This window comes from Peterkaempfera griseoplana (assembly GCF_001418575.1).
Taxonomy (GTDB): Bacteria; Actinomycetota; Actinomycetes; order Streptomycetales; family Streptomycetaceae; genus Peterkaempfera; species Peterkaempfera griseoplana.
Map to the genome: position 1 here is coordinate 26690 of NZ_LIQR01000232.1, position 21783 is coordinate 48472.

Here is a 21783-nt window from a genome sequence, read left to right on the forward strand (position 1 = left end):
CTATCGACAGCGGGCGCGCCGACGGGCCCGACACCGCCGACGGCATCCGCTCACAGCGGATCGAACCCGCACCCCCAGGCCGGCCGGAAAGCCGATCCGGCACGGCCCGGCGGGCGGCGCACACGTCCTAGGCGGGTATTCGATCGGATCAAGGGGTGGTCTTGGTGCGCCGGAGCGCGATCGTTGTCACACAGCCAGGTTTGCTGTCACCCGCGAGGTTGGGTGCCGGACTCGGGGGTGCCGGCCGACCCCGTGGTGGTGGGTCGGCGTCCGCCGCAGCAGGCCACCACTTCTGTCGCCGCGAAGTTCAGGAAGATCGTGAACCAGGATGACCTGTCGACCGCGTTGATGGATCCGGTACGAAGCGGCTCTTCCCCGGCTCGCCGAAGGATGTCGACGCTGTCGGCCAGGCCATCGATCGTGTGGCCGCGCTTCAGGGAGTTGTGCATTCGACGCCGGAAGACGCCCGCGTGCTGGTTGGCCGGCACCAGGCCGTCCCAGACGACGAAGTCAGCCCCGGCGATCAAGGCGTCACGTGCGGGCCCGCACGCCGGAGTCCGTTCGAGGAGCATGGCGATGAGGTCGTCCCGAGTCACAGTGCGCCCCGGCGACAGGGAGACCAGTGATCGGCTGTGTGTGACAACTCCAGCGCCTCTCTGGTGACAGTCCGGCTGCTTCGACCTGGTTTCTGCGCAGCCTATGCGGTGCCGTCGGTGACGACTACCGAGCTGTCGACGGCGGGGGACGAGGCGGCCGTGTCGGGCGAGGCGGTCGCCTCGCGAGCTCGCCGGAACCGCTGACGGCACCGGCGTCCGCGCAGCCCGGGGGGCTCCGCGGACGCCGGTGCCATGTCCCGGGCGACGGCCGTCTTCCGTGTGAGTCGTGATGCTCTCGGACCGCGCGTCCGGGCTTCGCAGGACGGTCGGTGTGGGTGAGACGGCACCCCGCACCGACCGTCCGGCGTCCAGGACCGGCCTGCGCTCCCAGTCGTGCCCAGCCGGGCGACTCCGCTACGCCCGGCCCGTCACCTCGGGCACGTTGTAGCCCTCGGCCCTGAGCCCCGGCCGGCCCGCGTGTGCGTGGTCGGGCCAGGACACGGTGACCGTCCTGGACTCGCCGGGCAGCAGCCACAGGTAGTTGTCGCCGTACTCGGCGGGCAGCACCCGGTCCCCGGACTCCGTGTCCACCAGGGACAGGCGCACCATCGCCGCCACCGACGAGCCGCGGTTGGTCACCTTGGCGGTCAGTGCGCGCCGCCCGCCGGCCCCGCCCGTCGAACCGGTGACGTCGAGCGAGACCCTGCTCTGCCGGACCGCGTTGAGCGCCTGCATGTCCTCGGGGGTCCGGTACCGCCAGTAGGTGTTCTCCGCGAGCGCCTTGCCGTGCTCGTCCGTGAGCTGCAGGCGCAGCAGGTACAGGCCGGGCAGGGGCCCCTTCGGGTCGGCGGTGAAGGCCCGCGCGGTCGCGGATGCCGCGATGTCCACGGTGGCGCTCTGCTCGTCGGCCACCCGGCGGCCGTCGAGGTCGTACCAGCGGGCGGTCACCGTGGCCCGGCGGATCGGCTGCGGGGTGTGGTTGACGGCGATGACCTGCCCGTCGACCGGGCCGGCCTGGACGTGTACGGGCTCGGAGGCCTTGCGGGAGCCGTAGTAGGCGCCGTTGACGTCGAAGTCGTAGTCGTACGTCTGCCAGACCGTGCTGTACCAGGCCGGGTGGGACATCCACAGCAGCAGCGCGCTCGCGTCGTCCCAGAGGTTGGCGTTCCAGGCCTCGAACATGGCGCGGTGGTTCTCGTAGTTGAGGAACTGCGCCTTGCGGCAGAAGTCGTCCAGGTCCTTCGCCGCGCCGAGCCGGGACTCGATGGCGGCGCGGTAGTTCTGCGGGGCCTGGTTCCCCCTGGTGCTCCAGTCGTGGTAGTACCAGGCGCCGCCGATCGGCCACTCGGGCTCGTCGCCGACCAGCCGCCGCACGGTCTCGGCCGTGGACACCACCGGCATGCCGATCTCGGTGTGGAAGCCGTAGTTCTTGCTGCCGTAGGTGGCCGCGGAGAAGTACTTGTCCGGCTCCACCCAGCCGTAGGGGCCGCCGCCGGTGACGATGCCGTCCGCCGAGTTGTTCTGGTACAGCACGCCCGGCGCCCCGGAGCGGACCGCGTCGCGCATGCCGTCGTCGATCGCGGCGGGCGGGTTGCCCTCGTTGGCGCCGCACCACACGACCACGCTCGGGTGGATGCGGTAGCGGAGCACCACATCCCGCGCGGTGGCGTTGAAGGCGTCGTGGTCCGGCGGGTCCATGCCCCAGGCGTTGGGGAAGTCGTTCCACACCAGCAGGCCGTGCTCGTCGCAACTGGCGTAGAACTCCTCGCGGTTGCTGCATCCGACCCAGTTGCGGATCATCGTGAAGTTCATGTCGCGGTGCATCCGCACGGCCGTGTCCATGCGCGTCGCCGGCATCCGGCGCAGCAGTTCGTCCCAGCCCCAGTTGCCGCCGCGGCAGAACACCCGGACGCCGTTGACGCTGATCTTCAGCGGCGCGATGGAGTTGTCGACCGACTTGACGTCGGTCCAGTCGGTGCCGTTGTCGGAGACCTGGATGGTGTAGGTCTTCGCGTACGCCTGCTCCCAGGTGATCGCCACCCGGTCGAAACGCTCGGGTGCGCCGAGGTCGAAGGCGATCCAGCTGTCGTCCTCGTAGGCCGATGTCCAGCGGGTGTTGACGTCGCCGTCCACAGCGTTGCCGGCCACCGTCCCCTCGCCCTCGGTGGAGGCGTGGGCGGTCTTGTGCAGCGCCAGGTTGGTGCCCGGTCGGGCGCTGTCGGCGACCGCCAGCTCCCACATCGAGAAGCCCCACCCGGTGGCGCGGGTCCGGCAGAACACCCGTATGTGCCGCGCGGTCAACGCGTCGAACTCGACGTTCTGCATGCTTGCGGCGCCGGAGGTGTTGAACGGCAGCGGCGCGGCGGCGTTGTCCACGTCCCGTACGTCGGTCCAGTCGTCGCCGTTGTCGGAGACCTGGACGGTGTACGTCTTGGCGTACGCCTGCTCCCAGGTGATCGCGACCCGGTCGAAGGAGACCGAGGAGCCCAGGTCCACCTGGACCCACTGCTCGTCGTCGTAGGAGGACGACCAGCGGGTGTCGTTGCTGCCGTCGGTGACATTGGCGGCCCCGTGCGAGGGGTCGTCGTGGGAGTAGGCGTCCGCCGGCCTGCCGAGGGCCAGGTCGTCGTCGGGAGTTGCGCTGTTCAGGACCGACAGGCTCCACATCGAGAAGCCCCACTGGGTGGCGCGGGTGTGGCACAGGATGCGGACGTAACGCGCCTTCTGCCGGGGGAGGTCCACGGTCTGGGTGAACATGTCGCTGCCCCACCGGAACGTCATCGGCACGGCCCCGTACTCGTAGCCGAACTGGCGGATGCCGAATCGGGTGGTGCGGCGGTCGCTCTCCCTGCCGTCCACGGAGGCGGTCAGCGTGAGGTCGTGCAGGTTCGGCTCGCCGTAGCCGTTGGGCCACCACAGCTCGGGGTCCCGCAGGCGCAGCTGGGGGTGGTCGGCGGGGGCGAAGGTGACGTCGGTGCTGTCACCGGCGGGCACCGTCACGGTCCTGCTGACCTTGACCTTGTCGAACGCCGCGGTGACGGTGATGCTCTTGGCCGTGCTGCCGGCGTTGCGCACCGGGACCACCACGGTCAGCTCGGCGGTGCTGGTGGCGGGCAGTTCGGGGAGCACGGTGTCCACGCGCGGGTCGCCGATGACGGCGGCTCCGGTGGAGCGCAGCCTGACGTGGTTCCAGATGCCGGCGGCGCGGTCGCGGACGGCGGGCATCCAGTCCCAGCCCGAGGAGGCCAGGTAGGTGGGGGAGTTGCGGTTCATCATGTTGGCGCCGGCGTCGACGAACGCCAGACCTGCCGGGCCCTTGTCGGTCGGGCTGCCGGGGAACGGCATCGGGGTGATCCTGACGGCGAGCGCCTGGCCGCCGGAGGCGAGCAGCTCGGTGACGTCGTAGGCGGCACGGGAGAACGGGTTGGTGAAGGCGCCGACCCTGGTGCCGTTGAACCAGACCTCGGCCTCGTGGTTGACGCCGTCGAACTCCAGCCAGACGTGCCGGCCCGCGCCGGTCCGGAGGCGCGCGGGCAGGGTGAACTCGTGCCGGTACCACCAGGAGTGCCGGGACAGGGCCTCGGGCACGTGGAGGTTGTTGAACCCGGCCACCGGGTCGGGCAGACGGCCCTGGTCGACCAGGGAGGTCAGCACGGTACCGGGTACGGTCGCCGGGAGCCAGCGGCTTGTGTCGTGCTCCGTACGGGACAGCGCGGCGCCGTCCGCGCCGGCCCAGTCGTCCATGGTCAGGTCCCAGCCGGACTCCAGGGGGACGGTGCCGTCGGCGGCCACCGTCAACGGCTCCGGGTGCCGCTTGCGGACACCCCAGTCGGTCCACCCGGTGACCTCGGGGCGCCGGGTGTCGCAGGTGCCGTAGACCTGGAAGCCGTTGAGACCGAGCGGGTTGGTGTTGGAGCGCTTGTTGACCGTCATGCGCACCCAGCGCGCAGTGACCGGCTGGGGCAGGGCGATCTCCATCGCGCCGCCCTTGCCCGAGTCGGTGCGGTACACCGCCGTCCAGGCTTTGCCGTCGCGTGAGGTCTCGATGACGAAGTCCACGGCGCAACTGGAGAGGATCTCCTGGCCGGTGGTGTTGTCGCGGGGGCTGCCGGACGGGGAATCGGTGAACGGCGGGTCGTCCGAGGTGGCCTCGAACACCAGCCGCAGCGAGGAGACCTCGCACAGCGCCTGCAGGTCCACCTTGATCCACTGGGGGTCGCCCGCAGCTGCGCGCCACCCGCTGCCCTTGACCCCGGGCACCGCGAGAGCGTCCACGGTGAACTCGGCAGGTGTCGGCGCGTAGTCGGTCGAGGAGACCGAGACCGGCCGGTACGCGGCGAGTTCGGCGGGGGGAGTGGTCGGCCCGGGGTGTCCGGGGCCGGAGGCGGAGGCCGAGGCGGCGGAGGCGAGCGGCCCCATGCCGAGGCCGAACCCGGCCAGCAGCGTGGACCCTGCCGACAGCACGGTACGCCGTGAGGGGGCAGAGGACTGGTTGGTCATGAGCAAGGCTCCGATCGGGGAAGACCAAGAGTGGGCGGGCCGGTCGACCAGGATGGATGACAACGTTGCCAACCCGCCGAACACTGCCGCCGCGCGCAGCTGACTGTCAAGGTGCCGGAGTGCACTTCGGCGATGTTTCTCGTAAATTACGAAAAGATATTGACGTCATGTCGGGCAGGTGTCACAGTCGTCGCTGTGGCGCCGCAGGACCTGTCCGTCCGGCCGTAGCGCCACATCCTTACAGCATGTGAGTCCCTCTCCTGGTGACCGCAAGTCAGGTGCCAGCAGGCGAAAGGCCCGCTGTTGCTGCTTCTGCTCACACCGCCGTCGGTCTCCCCGCGTCCCGACCACCTCTGTGCGCTGCAGCGGCGTCCGGCCTGTCCGTCGGACGCCGCTGCAGCGGCCCGGGTCGAGGCGGCGCACTCGGATGACGGATCACTCAGGAGCCGGCAGCAGCGATCAGGGACAGCGAGCGCATCCGGTCCTCAGGGGCGTACACCGGGGTCGACAGCATCAGTTCGTCCGCCCCGGTCTGGGACGCCAGGTCCGACAGCCGTCGGCGCACCTGGTCAGGCGTCCCGTACGCCTGAGTGGCACGTATCTGGCCGAGCTGGTGCGCCAGCGCCTCGTCAAGAGGCTCCGCCGCGGCCTTCTCCGGGGACAGCAGGGGCGTCTCCGCGCCACGGCCCTCCAGAAGCGCAGCCATGACCAGCAGCGCCGGGCGGCCGAGGCGGGCGACCTCGGCGTCGGTGGGGGCGCAGAGCGTCTCCACGCTCACCAGTACCCGGGGCTGCTCGCACCACCGCGAGGCCTTGAACTGCTCCCGGTAACGACCCACCGCCTCCAGCGTGTTGTGCGGCCGGATGTGATGGGCGAAGGCCAGCGGCAGTCCGAACTCGGCGGCCAGCTCGGCACCGGCGGCGCCGGAGGAGAGCAGCCACGGTGCGGGAAGTGTGTCCGCTCCGGGCAGCACGCGCCGGGTGTCCGCATGGGCCAGATACCCCAGCAGCTCGACCAGGTCGGCGCGGTACTCCTGGCCCGTCGCCTGATCGGCCCCTCGACGCAGCAGACGGATGGTGTCGAGGTCGGCGGTGCCCGGACCGCGGCCGATGCCCAGGTCGATGCGGCCGGGATGGAGCGCCGCCAGTGTGGTGAACTGCTCGGCGACGGCGAGCGGGGAGTGGTTCGTCAGCAGCACCCCACCCGAGCCGACCCTGACGCCGGGGGCCGAGGCCGCCAGATGGGCCGCCAGCACGGAGGGGGCGACACTGCCGACCGGCCGGTACCTGTGGTGCTCGGCCACCCACACGCGGCGGAATCCCAGCTCAGCTGCCCGCCGCGCGGTCGAGACCACCGCGGCCAGGGCGTCGCGGGCACTGGTGCCCTCCTCCGTCAACGCCAGCTCGAGGACGGACAACGGCGGCAGAAGCCCGGCTCCGGACGGGGGCTTCCCGGTCCCGCTCTCCGAGGGGACCTCGCTTCGTCGGTACTGACTGTCTTCCACGAAAGCTCTCCTTGAACGATGCGGTGTGCCGGCCGGTCACTCGTGAGGCCGGCCGGTGGGGTCTCCTGCGGACCGCCCGCAGGCCGGGCCCGCCCGAGGCGGCCCCCGTACGCCGTGGGCGCCCGGACGGGTGCACCAGCCGAACGGGGCGCGGGCCCGGGGTCGCGGAACCCCGGGCCCCGCCCCGGCGGACGCGCCGGAATTGTGTTGCAGCACGCCCTGTCGGGGCGTCAGTTCCGCTCCAGAGAAGCGGAACCGCGTCCCGACCGCCGTCGGGACGCGGTTCCGCGGTCATCACCTGACGGCGTGACGGTTCCGCGCCAATCAGTGCGCCGACACCGGAGTGGTGACGTTGCTGAAGGTGTTGGCGCCGGCGGCGTTGGTGGCCGTGACGGGGCCGTGCGTCCAGATGCCGAAGACGTTGCCGGCGATCGTGTTGCCGGTGATCTGGACGGACACCGGGTCCACGGTGCTCACCAGGACGCCCGTGGTCTGCAGGTCGGCGGTGGTGCCGGTGCGGGTGTCCCCGACGGTGTTGTTGGTGCCGATCTGGTTGTTGCGGACGATGTTGCCGCCCAGGTCGGAGCCGGAGGCACTGCCGTGCACGGTCACGGCGGCCCAGCCGTTGCCGGTCATGACGTTGTTCTGCACGGTGTTGCCGTAGACCGCGCCTCCGGCGGAGGCCGATGCGAGCGTCACCCCGCCTCCGCCCGCGCCGAGCCCGTTGTCGAACACGTTGTTGCCGGTGATGGTGTTGCCGAAGACACCGCCCGCGCCGGGGGCGCGTACGCCGCCGGGAGCCGCCGCGCCGTTGCGCGAGACCAGGGTGAAGCCGGAGCCCGAGGCGTTGCCGTGTACGGAGTTCCCCGTGAAGGTGCTGCCCGACGCGGGACCGGTCTCGTCGCTGATGAGGATCCCGGTGCTGTTGCCGCTGACGGTTCCGGCGGTCACGGTGACGTTGGAGCTGCCCAGCAGGTGGATGCCTCCGCCGCAGTCACCGGGCTCGCCCTCGGCCCCCTTGCACGGGGGGTAGGCGTTGGCGACGGCGTTCGGGCCGGTGCCGGTGTTGTTGTCCGAGACGATGGTGTTGGCGATGGTCACGTTCTTCACGCTGTTGACCAGGATCCCCTCGCCGACGGCGTTCTTCACGGTGAAGCCGGTCACCGTGACGTCGGAAGCGCTGATCTCGATGCCGTTGACCAGGCCGGTGGCGTCGACGGTGACGTTCGAGCGTGCCTCCAGACTCAGCGGCTTGGTGACCGAGACGTCCTCGCGGAACGTGCCGTCGCAGACGACGACTCGACCACCGGCCGCCACCCCCCGGATCGCCGCGTTGATCGACCTGAACGTGGGGGTGCTGCAGCTGGTGCCCGCTGCGGACGTGGCCGCGGTCGGCGAGACATAGACCGTCTGCGGCAGGGACTGCGGCAGGGAGAAGGCGTAGAGCTTGTTGTTGTCACCGTTGGCCGGGAAGAACGGGCCGAGGTTCTGGGTGTGGTAGCCGGAGCCCCAGTACACCGAACCGTCCACGATAGACGCGCCGCCGAGGACCGCGCCCCCGCTGGGGAAGCCCCACTTGACGGCGCCGGTGGCAGCGTCGAGGGCGTACATGTTGTTGCCGGCCGGGTTGGTGGATCCGCCGTAGACGACGCCGTTCGCGCTGGACACGAAGGACATGGGGGACGCCGAGCCGGGCGTCGCGGTCTCCCAGAGGATCTTCCCCGTGGCCGGCTCCAGGGCGGCCCAGAAACCGCCCGTGGTGGTCGACGTCTCCCCGGTCGCGGAGGTGAGCTGCACGGGCAGGTGGTTGGTGTTGGTGTTGGCGACGTAGATGCGCTTGCCGTCGACGGCGGAGCCCCACTGGAGGCCGCCGAGGTTGCCGCCGGGGCCCACCGCGGTGGCCCAGACGATCTTTCCGGTGGCCGGGTCGAGCGTCCAGTAGACGCCGCTCTTCTGGCCGATGCCGAGCAGGTCCGTGGCCTTGCCGTTGACGGTGGTGGTAAAGAGGTTGGGCCCAGCGCCGAAGTCGAAGTCGTCACCGAACCGCTGGCCGACGGTCCAGGTGTCGGCGGTCAGGGTCTTGGTGGCCCAGACGATCGCGCCGGTGTGCATGTCGAAGGCGACGATGGCGTCCTGGTAGTTGTCCTCCGCCCCGGGGTCGCAGCCGGTCTCGTCGGGCGAGGTGCAGACACCGGGCGGCACGGTGTAGTTGTTGCCCGTGCCGACGTACACCAGGCCGGTCTTCGGGTTGACCACCGGGTTGCTGCCCCAGACGGCGCCGCCGGTGTAGCCCTCCGGTACCACGTACGTCTTCCACAGCTTCTGGCCGGTGACGGCGTCCAGGGCCACGACACTGCCGCGGAAGGTGTACGGCGGAGCGAACTTCTCGGCCTTGGACGACACCCCGACGTAGACGACACCGTCGGCGATGACGGGCGACGACGTCACGATGGCCGCCGGGTCGGCGTCGATCTGGGTCTTCCAGAGCCTGTTGCCGGTCAGGGCGTCGATCCCGAAGAGGAACGCGCCGGCGGTGCTGCTGTTGCGCTGCTCACCGGAGCCGGTGACGATCGTGCCGTTCCAGTAGGCGGGGCTGAGCCGTGAGATGTCCCCGGCGATCCCGGTGTAGTCGCTGACCTGGTGCTTCCAGATCTGCTGCCCGGTCGTCGCCTGCACCTTGTAGAGGTTGCCTGCCCAGTCCGGCGCGTACACATAGCCGTCCGCCACGGTAGGCGTGGCCGAGACGCTGGCTCCGGTGGTGAAGGTCCACTTGGTCTGCAGGCCGGCGACGTTGCCGCTGCCGATGGTGCGCTCCGCGGCCGCGTTGTGGGTGTCGCCGAGGTCACCTCCCGCGTACGGCCAGTCCGACGCGGAGGCCACGGGGGTGACCGGCGCGGCTGCGCTCACAGCCGGTGCGGCCGGGGCCGCCACCGCGGTGGTCGACAGGGCCGCCGTGACTCCGGCGAGGACGAGCCCCGTCACGAGGGCACGCACCCGACCTCGCCCGGGGCGGGCGGGTATCCGGGATATGGGCATGGGGAAGCATCTCCAATTGTTGGTGATCTTGCGGTCGAGAGCATAGGTGCACCGCCACCGGGCCGAATGTTCACCTTCAGGATGCGGAATACGGTGGTCGGCCCGCAGGGAAAGCGGCGGGGCGGGCTCCTTTTCGGGGAGGTCCGGGTGACGGTCCGTGAGTGCCGGGGCCGTGGGAGGAGGGCGCTTCCTGGCCGACCGGGTTTCCGGGCCGCTGATCACATTGCAGGCGGGGTGAATCCTGCGTGGGGTTCGTGCCGCCTGATGGATCCGAGAATTTTGGACGGGGCATCAAGGGGGCTGCTGCGAACGGATGGGAGTGGTCGCTTCGGCGCATATTCACCGCGATTCTCCTGAGCAGCACTCAGCCCCCTGCCCGCCCTGCGAACCTGAGGCGGACCCGGGGCTGCGTCGGCGGGTGATCCGGCCGGTCTCTTGCGTCCGGACGCCGCATTCGGCGATCCGGCGCGGAGGACCCGGGTCCGGAGGTGCGGGGGAATCCTGCGAAGGAGTCGCGGCTTCCCAATGCGCCGGGTGATCGATCACATGTGACTCGGACCGGCGCGGTGACATGGCGGACTTTCGCTGCGAGCGGAGCGGTGTCGTTCTCGTTTCCGGTGCTGCGACCCGCCTGGCCCGCCGACATCTCCAACGGTCCGGCGGCGGGGGAGTGGAAGCTGCCCGTCCTGGGGGCCGACGGAGGCGCCCGGCAGCGGCTGGCGCCACTCATCTACCTGTCATGACCTGCGATGACGTGCACTGCACCGCGGGACCGGGGTCGGTCCGCGTTGCTCGTGCGCCTGCTCGGCCCCGAGGCTCCCCGCCCTGGTGCGGCAACGCTTCACCTGTGTGCTGAGGCTGTCGGACCGCGATGGTCGGGCACCCACCTCCCGTATGAGAGGAGAGGGGCTATGCCTGCCATATTACGGTGCATCCCCTCTGGTGGGGGGCGACTGCATGAGACGGGCGTTGCCGACTGCTTCACGGGGGGAGCCGTCGCATATTCAACGCAAGGCCGGCTCCAGGGCCTGCTGCTTTCCCGAACCGCCGCGATGCTGCGCGGAGCAATCACTCCTACCCGGCGTCCGGTCTGCCGAGACTGGTGGAACAACCGTATGTCGGCGAAGTTCTGCTCGAAGTCCCAGGGGCCGGCCCGGCGGCGATCTCTGGGCGTGTCGAATTTTTCACCGCGCCCGGGGAGCGTGCTGTCGGAGTGGCTTCCATGGCCCTGGAGGGGCGGGCGAGCCGGTTCCGCGGGGGGCATTGTGATGGAACGGCGGGGCCGTTCAGTCAGCGGTGGTCCGAGGCTGAAGTGACCATTCTTTAAATCGCCGCCCGGGACCGTGGGAAATCATTTCGAGGAATGTGGGGTCTCGAGTCGGAAACCGCGGCGCCGCACGGGGCGCGAAGCGGGTCGGCGGGCATGCGTCCTCCTTGAATTCCGGCAGACATGGCGCGCAGGTTCAAGTAGTCGGCACTGGTATTCCGGGAGGAGGCGGGGGATCGGCCGGTCACGGAGTGCCGGGACGGTCAGGTAGGGGATGGCTGCAGCGCCCGCGTCGTGCGGCGCACGACCCTGAGTCCGTGAGTCGGCGGCCGCTGACCGTGTCGGCCGTCGGCTGGGAGGCCGTCCCGCGGAATGATCCGCACCGTCGCAGGGCTTCCCACCAGGCAAAATTCATCTCAGATAAGGATATATACTTTGGATTGTGACTACGTCAGGAACCTCGGGCGTCAGCTCGCCACTCATGTCCAGTTCACCTGAAATACATATTCAGGTCCCAGCGGCTCACGCGCAGCGTGACGAGTTGCTGAGACAGCGCTGGCGTGATCTGAACAGCAGTGGATTTTGGCATGTGCACTCCTTGCGAATCCCCAAGCGGCATGCGGCGGGGCATTACCGGTGCTGGTTCAAGCCCTCGTCGATCGGTGACATCTCGATCAGCGAGCAATACGGCGACGCTCTGGAGGGAAGCTCCGGGGGAACGGGAATGAAGGGGGCCACGCAGCGGCGTCTGGTGGTCAACCTCATGCAGACCGGAGGGCTGAGCCTCACCGCCTCGGGGCGAACGGTCCAGATCGCGCCGGGCACGCTGAGCGTGCGGAACGCAGAGCTGCCGTGGGAGTTCTCCTGCCTGCCCGGCACACGGGGGCACTCAATGCTGCTGCCGTACGAGATGCTCGCCGCCGCCGGGCTCGATCAGCTGCCGACGCTCACGCTCATCTCCCAGAACGCACCCGAGGTGCGACTTCTGATGGGGCAACTGCAACTGATTCGCGAGACGCGCGGGGAATTGAGTCCGGCCGGCGTCCGCGCCGCCCAGGAATCCGTGCTGCAACTGCTGGTCGGTACGATCATGGCGCAGGGGGTCTCCGCCGACCCGGCATTCCGTCCCTCGCTGCGGGCAGCCGCCCGTCACTGCGTGGATTCCCGACTTCTGGACCCCGACCTGTCTCCCGCCGAAATAGCGAGGGCCCTGTCGGTCTCGGTGCGCACACTGCACCGGGCGTTCGCCGATTCCGACGAATCCCTGATGGCCTATGCGCGGCGGCGCCGTCTGGAGCGGGCCCGCGAGGAACTCAGCACTCTCGGAGGAAGGTACACCCTGTCCGCAGTGGCGGCCCGATGGCACTTCTCCGACGCGAGTCACTTCAGCCGGGCCTTCAAGCGGCAGTTCGGCGAGACGCCCAGTTCGGTCATCCGCTGACCACATTCGCGGCCCCCGCGTCGGCGGCCCGGTCGGGCCGGTCGGGTTCCCGTACCCCGTGCGGCGGATCTTGATGTGTGCCGGTGGCGTGGTCGGCTGAGGGAGATCTGCCCGCCCGGGGAGCACCGTCGGGGTCGGACGACGGTGTTCCCCGGGCGGAGACTGGGTGGCGCCCGGGTCCCGCGTCGGCGGCCGGGTCGGGCCGGTCGGTTTTCGTACTCCGTGCGGCGGACCTTGATGTGTGCCGGTGGCGTGGTCGGCTGAGGGAGATCTGCCCGCCCGGGGAGCACCGTCGTGGTCGGACGACGGTGTTCCCCGGGCGGAGACTGGGTGGCTCCCGCGCCGGGCTCAGACGAGGAACGAGGGCTGTTCGTCCGCGCCGACGAGGGCGCGGCCGTAGAGCTCGCGGGCAAGGTTGGGGTTGCAGGCGGCATGCCGGGACGCGGTTCCCAGGTCGCGCCAGATCTTCTGCAGCAAGTTCGCCGAGGCGAATGCGCCGGCTCCGGTGACGGAGAGCAGCAGTTCCACCGCCTCCCGGCACCGTGTGGCGGCGACTCCGGTGTCCATGCGCACCCGGGTCCGCTCCAGCTCCGTCAGCGCCCGCCCCTCCCGCAGGGAGTGGTCCACGTCGTCAGCGGCGCGGTGGGCGTGCAGCAGTGCCGTGTCCAGCAGGGAGGCGGCATCCGCCAGCGCCAGCTGCGTACTCGGGGAGTCCGCGAGACGCTCGTAGAAGCTCAGTGACATGGGCTTGCGCCCGGACGTCTCCAGGGTGGCGTCCAGGGCGGCGCGGGTCATACCGATCATGGGACCGACCAGCGGCAGCGCGCTCAGGGCGGACAGCGGTGTGCGCAGGAACCGCTCCTCCGGATGCCGGTCCGCGTAGGCTCCGGAGAAGATCCCGCCCAGCGACAGGACACGGCTCGGCGGGACCTGCACCTCCTCGCAGACGAAGGTCTTGCTGCCGGTGCCGGCCATACCGGCGACATGCCAGGTGTCCTCCACGGCCAGCTGGTCGGCCGGCACCAGAACGACTGCGACCTCCGGCGGACCGGCCTGCCCGTCCAGCACCGGAACGGACAAGGCGGCCCAGTCGGCCGCGTCCGCTCCCGAGGCCCACGCCCAACGGCCGGAGATCACCAGGCCGCCGTCCCCGGTCGGCCGTGCCGTCCCCGCCGGGGTCAGGGACGTGGCGATCGCGGCGTCCGGCACGCTGCCCCAGATCTCGTCCCGGCCCTGGTCGTCCAGCAGACCCGCGGCGTAGGCGCCGCCGGTCATCACCATGGCCACCCAGGCCGCCGCCGCGTCACCGCGGGCCAGCTCCGCCGTGACCTCCACGATCGTGCGCATACCGGCGCCATGTCCTCCGTAGGCGGGAGGCACGGCCAGCCGGAACATGCCCGCGTCGCGCAGCACCGTCACCGTCTCGTCGGGGAGGCGGCGCAACCGCTCTCCCTCGGCCGCGCAGCGCTCCAGGGTGGGCACCAGCTCAGCGGCTGCGGCGACCAGCCTGCGTCGCTGTCCGGGGTCGTCGTCATCCCCCGACCGCACATCGCTCATCCTGACGGCTCCGTTCCTCGTGCTCCGGACGACACACCGGCGACAGGCATGCCCCTGATATGTGGATCCTCAGCCCCTACCAGGTCTCGTCATAGAACTTCCGCGCCAGGGCCATGTACCTCCGTGCCGAGCCGGGGGGAATCCCGGACGTGGCGGGGATGTGCGTGTGCGGGTCCCGCGCCGCCGTCAGTCCGCCGCCAGCAGATGGGCGGGGGCGATCCGGGAGTGGGCGCGGATGGGGAACGCCAGGGCCGCGCTGACCAGGACGACGGCGGCGGCGGTGGCCAGCAGCGCGGCACCGCCCACCGCGAGCAGGTGTCCATGCAGCACCCCGCGGCCGATGCCGAGGACCAGTCCCAGCCCGGCCAGCGCCCCGGTGAGGCTTCCCAGCAGGGCGAGCAGGACGCCTTCGTACGCGGTCAGCCGGGCGAGTTCGGCGCCGGTCCAGCCGGTGGCGCGCAGGACGGCCAGGTCGGCGGCGCGCTCCCGCTGGGAGAGCACCAGCACGTCGACGGCTCCGGCCGCGCCGAGGAGCAGCGACAGGGCGACGCTCAGATAGTCCGCGGTGCGCGCCTGCGCGACGACGGCGTTGCCCAGCAGGGAACCGGCGACTTCGCCGCGGAAGGCGAGCGTCAGCGCGAGGAGCACGGTGAACGCCGCGACACCGAGCGCGAGTCCGGCCGCACCCAGGACCGTGCGGCCCGGCACCCGCAGCAGGTTGCGCACCGAGAGGCCGAGGACGGTGCGTACCGGCGCGGCACGTCCGGTCGCGACCACGGGGGGCCTGATGGCGTCCAGCGGTCGCAGGCGGGTGGCACGCCAGGCGGGGACCACACCGGCGGCGAGTGCCAGCAGCAGGGCGACCGGCAGTACCGCCGCGGCCTTCAGCGCCGCGTGTGGCAGGTCCAGTGCCCAGCCCAGGACGAACGCGAGGACTGCCCCGGCCGCGCCCGCGGCGAGGCCGATGACGGCCAGTTCGCCGAGGACCAGCCGCAGCACCTCCGACGCCGTCCAGCCCATGCAGCGCAGCGTTCCGATCTCGGTGCGGCGTGAGCGCACCGAGGCCAGGGCGGCCTGGGCGAGGAAGAGTCCGCAGACCACCAGGACCAGGACGAAGAGCACGGCGCTCTTGGTGTCGACGGCCTTGAGGATGCGCAGGGCCACGCCCTTGGCGGTCCAGTACTCCTGCACCTTCACCGAGGGCAGTGCGATGGTCTGCGGTGCCGGTGAGCTGCCGACGGTGATGTCCACCTGGAGCCCCGGGTAGGTGGTGCGGATGCGGCCGGCGACGGCGTTGACCCGGGCCTGGGAGGCGGGGTCGACGCCGGTGACTCCGGCGACCCGGATGCGGATCGCGCTGACCGGGGCCTTGTCCTGCACGGTGGGCTGGCGCCGGCTCTGGGTGAGGACGCGGAGCGAGTCGAGCGTGGTGAGCATGGTCGGCGGCGGGGTGAGGTAGCCGCCGAGGTTGCGGTCCGGGGCGAGCGGCTTGTCGTGCAGGGCCTTGCGTGCGGCCGCGTCGGCGCCGGTGACCTGGGGGGAACGGTAGGTCTCCAGGGGGACTACGGAGAGCGTGGAGAAGCCGGGGAGCTTGGCGGCGTCGAAACGGCCGACGGGCGTGAGATAGGGGATGGGGGTCCGCCCGTAGTCCTCGTTCGGGCAGTCCAGGGTGCCCCAGCAGGCAGTACCCGGGTGGCTCACGACCTTGCGGAACTGGGTGCCGGTGTTCTCCTCCGGAACCAGGTCCACGAACTGGCGCTCCCGGTTGGTGCGCCAGACTTCGGGCGACTGCTTGGGGAGGGACTGCGGGGTGAGGCCGTCCTCGGTGTGGCGGTAGTCGACGGGCCCGACCGTCCAGTAGCTGTCCAACAAGGGGGCGAAGAGGGAGGTGTCGGGAAAGGAGTTGGCGAGGTCGGCGCTGACGTGTCCGACGGACGTGCCGGGCAGCGCGTTGACGAAGTCATGGGCGGCGGGGCTGCCGAGCTTCGCGGGCAGCGCGGCGGGGTCGCCGGTGTCGAGCTGTTCGACGGTCGCGTTGAAGGTGCCCGCGGTGAGGGTCTGGTCGCTGAGGACGACGGGGACCTTCCAGTACGGCTTGTCCGACCAGTTCTCCTTGCGGTTCCACTGCGGCTGGTCGCGCTCGCTGAGCATCCGTCCGGAGGTGACGGCCTGGTCGAGTCCCACCAGCTGGTTCTCGGCGGTGGGGTCCACAGCCGAGAGGAGCACCGGGTAGTTGACGGGGATCTCGACCTCGGCGTTGTTCCGTCCCGGCTTGCAGGTCAGCCAGGAGTTCATGTCCGGGTCGAAGGGCGATTCGTTGCGCCGGTCCTCCGGTATGAGGGTGGGCTGCAGGGGCACGAGGGTGCTGTTGTCGCCCAGCTGGGTGTGGTACTCGGTCTTGTTGTTGTTGTAGTACCAGCACACCGGATATTTCTTATGGCCCACCTGCTCCTGCTGCAGCCCGTCGAAGGTGGTGTCGGTGTAGGCCGTGGCCTCCTTGATGGGGTTGCGGCTCAGATAGAGGTACTGGTCGGCGGCCTGGTAGTGGTTGGGCCCGGCCGTCAGCGTCGGCCTGATCCGGAGCATCTGGGCGGACGAGCCGCCGGCGAGGAAGGGGGAGAGGTCGAGCTTGATCTTGCCCTGGACCATCAGATAGCCGACGTTGGCCACCGGGGCGGCGATCTCCACCCCGGGGATCTTCTTGATCGCGCCGTACTGGCCCAGGGTGATCCCGCCGAAGATGCCGGACAGGAAGTTCGCTTCGACCAGGCCGTCGGTCTTCTCCACCTCGGTCTGGCTGCCCTTCGGGCGGACCAGGACGTCGTAGGCGGAGCGGGCGTTCGCCCGCACGGTCTCGGTGGTGCGGGCCTGACTGGTCGTCACCGTCGAGGTGAGCAGAGTGAAACTGGTGGCCGCCACCAGGATGCCGGCGGTCAGGGCCAGCGCGCGGGCGCGCTGCCGGCGCAACTGGGAGAGGATCATCGCGATCACGGACGGAGCCCCCCGAGCCGGTCGAGCACGTCGGCCGCGGGCGTCACCTGCTGGTCGGAGACGATCCGTCCGTCGTGCAGCCGTACGACCCGGTCGCAGTTGGCGGCCACCTCGGCGTCGTGCGTGGCGATCAGCATCGTCATGCCGTACCGCTCGCTCAGGGTGAGCAGCAAATCGATGATCTCCCGTCCGGTGGTGCTGTCCAGGTTGCCGGTGGGCTCGTCCGCGAGGAGCAGGCCCGGGAGGTTGATCAGCGCACGGGCGACGGCGACCCGCTGCTGCTGGCCGCCGGAGAGCTCGGAGGGGAGCGCGCCGGCCCGGTTCGCCAGGCCGACGCCCTCCAGCAGTTCCATCGCGCGGGCCTTGCGGTCGAAGTCCACCCGGCGGGGGAGTACGGGCGCGACGACGTTGTCCAGTACCGTCAGCGCCGGCAGCAGGTGGAAGCGCTGGAAGACGAAGCCGATCCGGCGGCGGTGCGCGTCCAGCCGGCCGGGGGTCAGCTCCGTCCCGTCGATCTCCACGGTGCCGGAGTCCGGCCGGTCCATGCCGCCGATCAGGTGCAGCACGGTGGACTTGCCTGCTCCTGACGGTCCGGTGAGCGCCACGGAGACACCGTCCTCGATGGCCAGGTCGATGCCGTCGAGTGCCCTGATGCCCGGGTACTGCCGGGTCACCCCCCGCAAGGTCACGCCCATGCCGTTCCCGCCCTGTCTACATTGTCACAATGCTGCAGTACATTGTGACAATACACAGCTAGAGTGTCGCAATACAAAGGGGGCCTGACATGCCGTTGCATCACGCAGTGCTCGCGCTGCTGTCCGACGGCCCAAGCCACGGATACGAGCTCAAGGGGCGCTTCGAGGCCGCGATCGGCCCCCAGTGGGGCGGCCTCAACATCGGGCATCTGTACCAGATCCTGGACCGCCTGGTCCGCGACGGCTTCGTCACCCGCTCGCATGTGACGCAGTCGGACCGCCCCGACAAGACCCGGTACACCCTCACCCCCAACGGCCAGGGGGAGCTGCGCTCCTGGGCCACCACCGCCTGGACCCGCACCGGCGGATTCCGTGACGAGCTGTTCCTCAAGCTCCTCGGAGCGGCCTCCATCGGCCCCGAGGAGCTGGAGACGCTGGTGGCGGCCCAGCGCCAGACCTACCTCTCCGAGCTGGCAGGCCTCACCCGGCTGCGGCGCGGCCACGCCGACGACCCGCTGGTGGCGCTGCTCATCGACGCGGCCATCGCCCACACCAAGGCCGACCTGGAGCTGGTCGACAGTGCCACCGGCCGCCTCGCGCCGCTCACCCGCGCCCGGGCGGACGCCACCGCCGTCACGACCCCGGCCGAGGAGGACCAGGAGCGCGTCGCGAGGTAGCCGGGACGACGGGGGCCGCACCGGCACGACGCCGGGCCGAGAGGCGGCCTTCCGCAGCCGGGGCAAGGCGGACAGCCTGGCGGCCCGAGCGCCTTCCACATCTCTGCGGTCCGGCCCCACCCCGCGTGCCCGTGACGTGCCCGGCGCGGCCCCGGGCTCAGCCGGTGAGGTGGTCCTCCAGCCAGTCCGCCGCGGTCCGGCGGAACAGGACCCGGTTGCCGGTGCGCAGGAACTCGTGTCCCTCCTCACGCAGGACCAGGAGTTCGGCGGGGATGCCGCGTTCACGCGCCGCGCGGACGATCTGCTCGGACTCGCCGGGCGGAACGTTGGTGTCGTGCTCGCCGTGGACGGTCAGCAGCGGGACCCGCAGGGCCGCCACACGGCTCATCGGCGACAGGGCGTGCAGCAGGTCCCGGTCGCGCTCGGGGTGGCCGTACTTGGCGGCGGCCGACTCGGCGATCCAGGGTTCCGTCCCGGCGAAGAAGGTCAGCAGGTCCGACATGCCGCAGACGCTGACCCCGGTACGGAACAGCTCCGGATGCCACACCAGGGAGGCCAGCGTCAGATAGCCGCCGTAGGAGCGGCCCATCACCGCCAGCCTGCCCGGATCGGCGAGCCCCGTCTGGACGGCGTGGGCGGCGCAGTCGGCGACGTCGTCGATGGCGGAGAACCGGCCGCCCCCCAGGTCGGCGTCCATGAACGACCGCCCCCACCCCGAGGAGCCGCGCACATCCGGGGCGAAGACGTCGATGCCCCGGCCCAGGATCTCGTGGTACAGGGGGTCGAACACCGGCCGTTCCTGGTCCTCGGGGCCGCCGTGCAGGTGGATCACGCAGGGGGCCGGACGCTCCGGTCCGCCGCCCGGCGCGCGGTAGTACCAGCCGCCCAGCGGCAGGCCGTCGCGGGCGCGCAGCCGCAGCAGGTCGGGCCGCACCGGCGGGCGTCCGGGAGCCACCGCGTCCTGGTCGCGTGACGACCAGGTGGTGCGGACGGGAGCGGTGTCGGCACTCGTCCACCACACGCCGGGGCGGCGTACGGATCCGGACAGGGCCAGCGTCAGCCCGCCGCCGGGCCCCGCCGGGTTGATCCGGGTGACCACCTCGTGCGGCAGTTCCACGGTGCGGGCCGGCCCCAGCGGGCCGGCCTGTCCGGCGCCGGGCAGGTCGACGACCTCCAGCTCGGTGCGGCCGCCGACGTTCCAGGCGAGGGCCGCCGACCGGCCGTCCTGGGTGAAGGACAGCAGTTCCAGGTCCGCGTCGTCGCGCCCGGCCGCCACGGACAGGCCCCGGCATTCCCCCTCCGGCCCCAGGTCGGCGGTGAGCAGGGCGGCGAACTCCCGGCCGGTGTCGCTGCGCAGCCACACCCGGCGGCCGTCCGGGGAGAAGCGGCCGATCCAGGGGTCACCGTCGGCCACCGGCACCGTGCAGGCCGCCTCCAGACCCGCGGTGCGCACCACCACCGCCTCGCGCCGGCCACGCGGGCCGTGCAGCAGCAGGGCGAACCGGCTGTCGGAGGTGAGGTCGCAGACCCGCAGCACCGCCGCCCCCACCTCGGCGGCCAGCAGGACGGGCGACGAGACCCCGTCCGGGTCGACCAGATAGGCGGCCAGTCCCCCGGGGGACGAGCCGGCGGCGGGGAGCGGCGTCAGGGCCGGGGCCGGGATCTGCAGACGCTCTCCCGGCGCGGACGGCACGGGCCCGGCGCCCTCCCACGGGGCGCCGCCGAGCAGCACGGCAGGGCCGTCCCGGCAGTCCCACCCCGGGGGGCGGGACCCGGTGCCCGGGAAGGTGGTGAGCGGCTCCTCGGCGACCGTCACGGCTGCGCCGTCCGGCCCTGGGGCGCCGGGCCCGGCGGCCGGGGCGACGGTGACGGCCACGGCCGTCCCGTCGGGTGCCCAGCGGCCCAGGTAGGCGGTGGTTCCGGGCTCGGCGCCGCCCAGGATCCGCCTGCCGGTGCCGTCGGGGTGGACACACAGCACCCTGGTGTGCTCGCCGCCGCCCGGAGCGGTGGTGTACGCGATCCAGCGGCCGTCCGGTGACCAGGACACCTCCCGCACCGGGTCGGGCCCGGAGTCGAGCAGATGGGACTCTCCGCCGTTGACGGGTCCCGTCCACAGCTGCGGTACGCCGCCGCGGTTGCAGATGAAGGCCAGGTGCACACCGGAGGGGTCCGCGGAGGGGTACCAGCAGCCGTGGGCCGGCACCGGGTCGTGGGCGTCCCCCAAGCCCTGCGCATCGGGCAGCGGCACCGCGACGGGCGCCGCGGGCACCCCGGGGAGGGGGCCCGGCGAGGGCGTGACCGGGGGAGCGGAGGGCGCGGCGGCGGTCTGCGGCGCCCGCCCGCTCAGGTCCGCGGTCAGCTGATTCCGTGTGTCTGCAGCCATATCTCCAGCACAGCGATCTGCCACAGGGCGTTCGCCCCGCGCCTGGTGCGGTGGTCCCGAGGTGCGGACAGGAGCTCGGCCACGTACTCCTCGCGGAACAGGCCCCGGTTGCGGGCCTCGGGGGCGGAGAGCGCCTCACGGACCCGGCCGAGGACCGGTCCGGCCATGTGGCGGACGGCCGGGACGGGGAAGTAGCCCTTGGGCCGGTCGATGACCTCGCGCGGCAGCAGGCGGCGGCCCGCGTCCTTGAGCACGCCCTTGCCTGCCTGGGCGAGCTTGAACTCCGGAGGGCAGGCGGCCGCCAGCTCGACCAGCTCATGGTCGAGGAACGGGACGCGTGCCTCCAGACCCCAGTCCATGGTCATGTTGTCGACCCGTTTGACCGGGTCGTCGGCCAGCATGACGTGGGTGTCCAGGCGCAGCGCCGCATCCAGCGCCGTCTCGGCGCCGTCGGCGGCCATCTGCTCGTTCACCAGGGCGGCGGACGCGTCCTGGGCGACCAGCATGTCCGGTTGCAGCATCCGGGCCAGGTCGGCGTGCGGCCGGTCGAAGTACACCTCGGCGTACCGCTCGGACGCCCGCTCGCGCTCCACCGCCGCCAGGTCGGGGTACCAGTGGTAGCCCGCGAAGACCTCGTCGGCGCCCTGCCCGCTCTGGACGACCTTCACCTCCTTGACGACCTGCTCGGAGAGAAGGTGGAAGGCGACCGCGTCATGGCTGACCATGGGCTCGCTCATCGCGGCCACGGCGCCGTCGACGGCGGTGGCCAGCCGGTCGGAGGGGACCATGAGCTGGTGGTGCTCGGTGGCGAACCGTTTCGCCACCAGGTCGGAGTAGAAGAACTCGTCGCCCTGCTCGCACCCCTCGGTCTCGAAACCGACGCTGTACGTCAGCAGGTTCTCCTGTCCCTCCTCGGCCAGCAGCGCCACGATCAGACTGGAGTCCAGACCGCCCGAGAGCAGGACCCCCACCGGCACGTCGCCGACCATACGGCGGCGGACGGCGGTACGGAGGGCCTCCAGCACCGCCTCGCTCCAGTCGGCCGCGTCCATACCCCGGTGCTCGGGGCTGCGCACATAGGAGGGCTTCCAGTACAGATGGTCCTGGTGGCGGCCGTCCGGCTCCACCACCCGCAC

The 21783-nt window shown here is 71.3% G+C and carries 12 protein-coding genes; 3 read left to right on the forward strand and 9 right to left on the reverse strand.

Going from position 1 to position 21783, the window contains the following annotated elements:
* Positions 1-206 precede the first annotated feature (206 nt).
* From AOK09_RS18060 to AOK09_RS18075, 4 genes are all read right to left on the reverse strand, one after another.
* Positions 207-572, reverse strand: coding sequence for a hypothetical protein (locus AOK09_RS18060; RefSeq protein ID WP_063795994.1), 366 nt, complete (start codon positions 570-572; stop codon positions 207-209).
* A 438-nt stretch (positions 573-1010) separates the two neighbouring features.
* The gene (locus tag AOK09_RS18065) at positions 1011-5096 is read right to left on the reverse strand and encodes a discoidin domain-containing protein (protein WP_055588240.1); all 4086 of its coding nucleotides are present in this window, start codon (positions 5094-5096) and stop codon (positions 1011-1013) included.
* A 439-nt stretch (positions 5097-5535) separates the two neighbouring features.
* Positions 5536-6600 carry an MsnO8 family LLM class oxidoreductase gene (locus tag AOK09_RS18070; protein ID WP_245687345.1) on the reverse strand — a complete coding sequence of 355 codons (1065 nt, stop codon included), beginning with the start codon at positions 6598-6600 and terminating at the stop codon, positions 5536-5538.
* 324 nt (positions 6601-6924) lie between these two features.
* Positions 6925-9582 carry an outer membrane protein assembly factor BamB family protein gene (locus AOK09_RS18075; RefSeq protein WP_055588241.1) on the reverse strand — a complete coding sequence of 886 codons (2658 nt, stop codon included), beginning with the start codon at positions 9580-9582 and terminating at the stop codon, positions 6925-6927.
* A 653-nt stretch (positions 9583-10235) separates the two neighbouring features.
* Here AOK09_RS18075 and AOK09_RS40185 point away from each other — a divergent pair.
* Complete coding sequence (locus AOK09_RS40185; protein WP_157875938.1) at positions 10236-10379, forward strand: hypothetical protein; 144 nt, start codon at positions 10236-10238, stop codon at positions 10377-10379.
* Positions 10380-11501: 1122 nt separating this feature from the next.
* A complete protein-coding gene (locus tag AOK09_RS18080) occupies positions 11502-12344 on the forward strand; it encodes a helix-turn-helix domain-containing protein (RefSeq protein WP_169797042.1) in 843 nt (280 codons plus the stop codon).
* A gap of 348 nt (positions 12345-12692) precedes the next feature.
* Here the strand turns inward: AOK09_RS18080 and AOK09_RS18085 are convergent, their stop codons facing one another.
* The 3 genes from AOK09_RS18085 to AOK09_RS18095 all read right to left on the reverse strand — a co-directional run bounded on the left by AOK09_RS18085 (position 12693) and on the right by AOK09_RS18095 (position 17587).
* Positions 12693-13901 (reverse strand): acyl-CoA dehydrogenase family protein, encoded by a 1209-nt coding sequence (locus AOK09_RS18085; protein ID WP_055588243.1) that lies wholly within the window; start codon positions 13899-13901, stop codon positions 12693-12695.
* A 186-nt stretch (positions 13902-14087) separates the two neighbouring features.
* Positions 14088-16883 (reverse strand): FtsX-like permease family protein, encoded by a 2796-nt coding sequence (locus AOK09_RS18090; RefSeq protein ID WP_055588244.1) that lies wholly within the window; start codon positions 16881-16883, stop codon positions 14088-14090.
* A 5-nt stretch (positions 16884-16888) separates the two neighbouring features.
* Complete coding sequence (locus AOK09_RS18095; RefSeq protein ID WP_055588245.1) at positions 16889-17587, reverse strand: ABC transporter ATP-binding protein; 699 nt, start codon at positions 17585-17587, stop codon at positions 16889-16891.
* Positions 17588-17676: 89 nt separating this feature from the next.
* Between AOK09_RS18095 and AOK09_RS18100 the strand changes: the two genes are divergently transcribed.
* Positions 17677-18264, forward strand: a complete 588-nt coding sequence (locus tag AOK09_RS18100; protein WP_055588246.1) for a PadR family transcriptional regulator — start codon at positions 17677-17679, stop codon at positions 18262-18264.
* A 157-nt stretch (positions 18265-18421) separates the two neighbouring features.
* On the opposite strand, the gene AOK09_RS18105 is transcribed toward AOK09_RS18100, so the two are convergent.
* Both AOK09_RS18105 and AOK09_RS18110 read right to left on the reverse strand, forming a co-directional pair.
* Positions 18422-20647: a prolyl oligopeptidase family serine peptidase gene (locus tag AOK09_RS18105; RefSeq protein WP_055588247.1), complete on the reverse strand. Its 2226-nt coding sequence runs from the start codon at positions 20645-20647 to the stop codon at positions 18422-18424.
* The coding region (locus tag AOK09_RS18110; protein ID WP_107101367.1) for an N-acetylglutaminylglutamine amidotransferase at positions 20620-21783 on the reverse strand (1164 nt) is incomplete at its 5' end. The genes AOK09_RS18110 and AOK09_RS18105, both read right to left, overlap by 28 nt.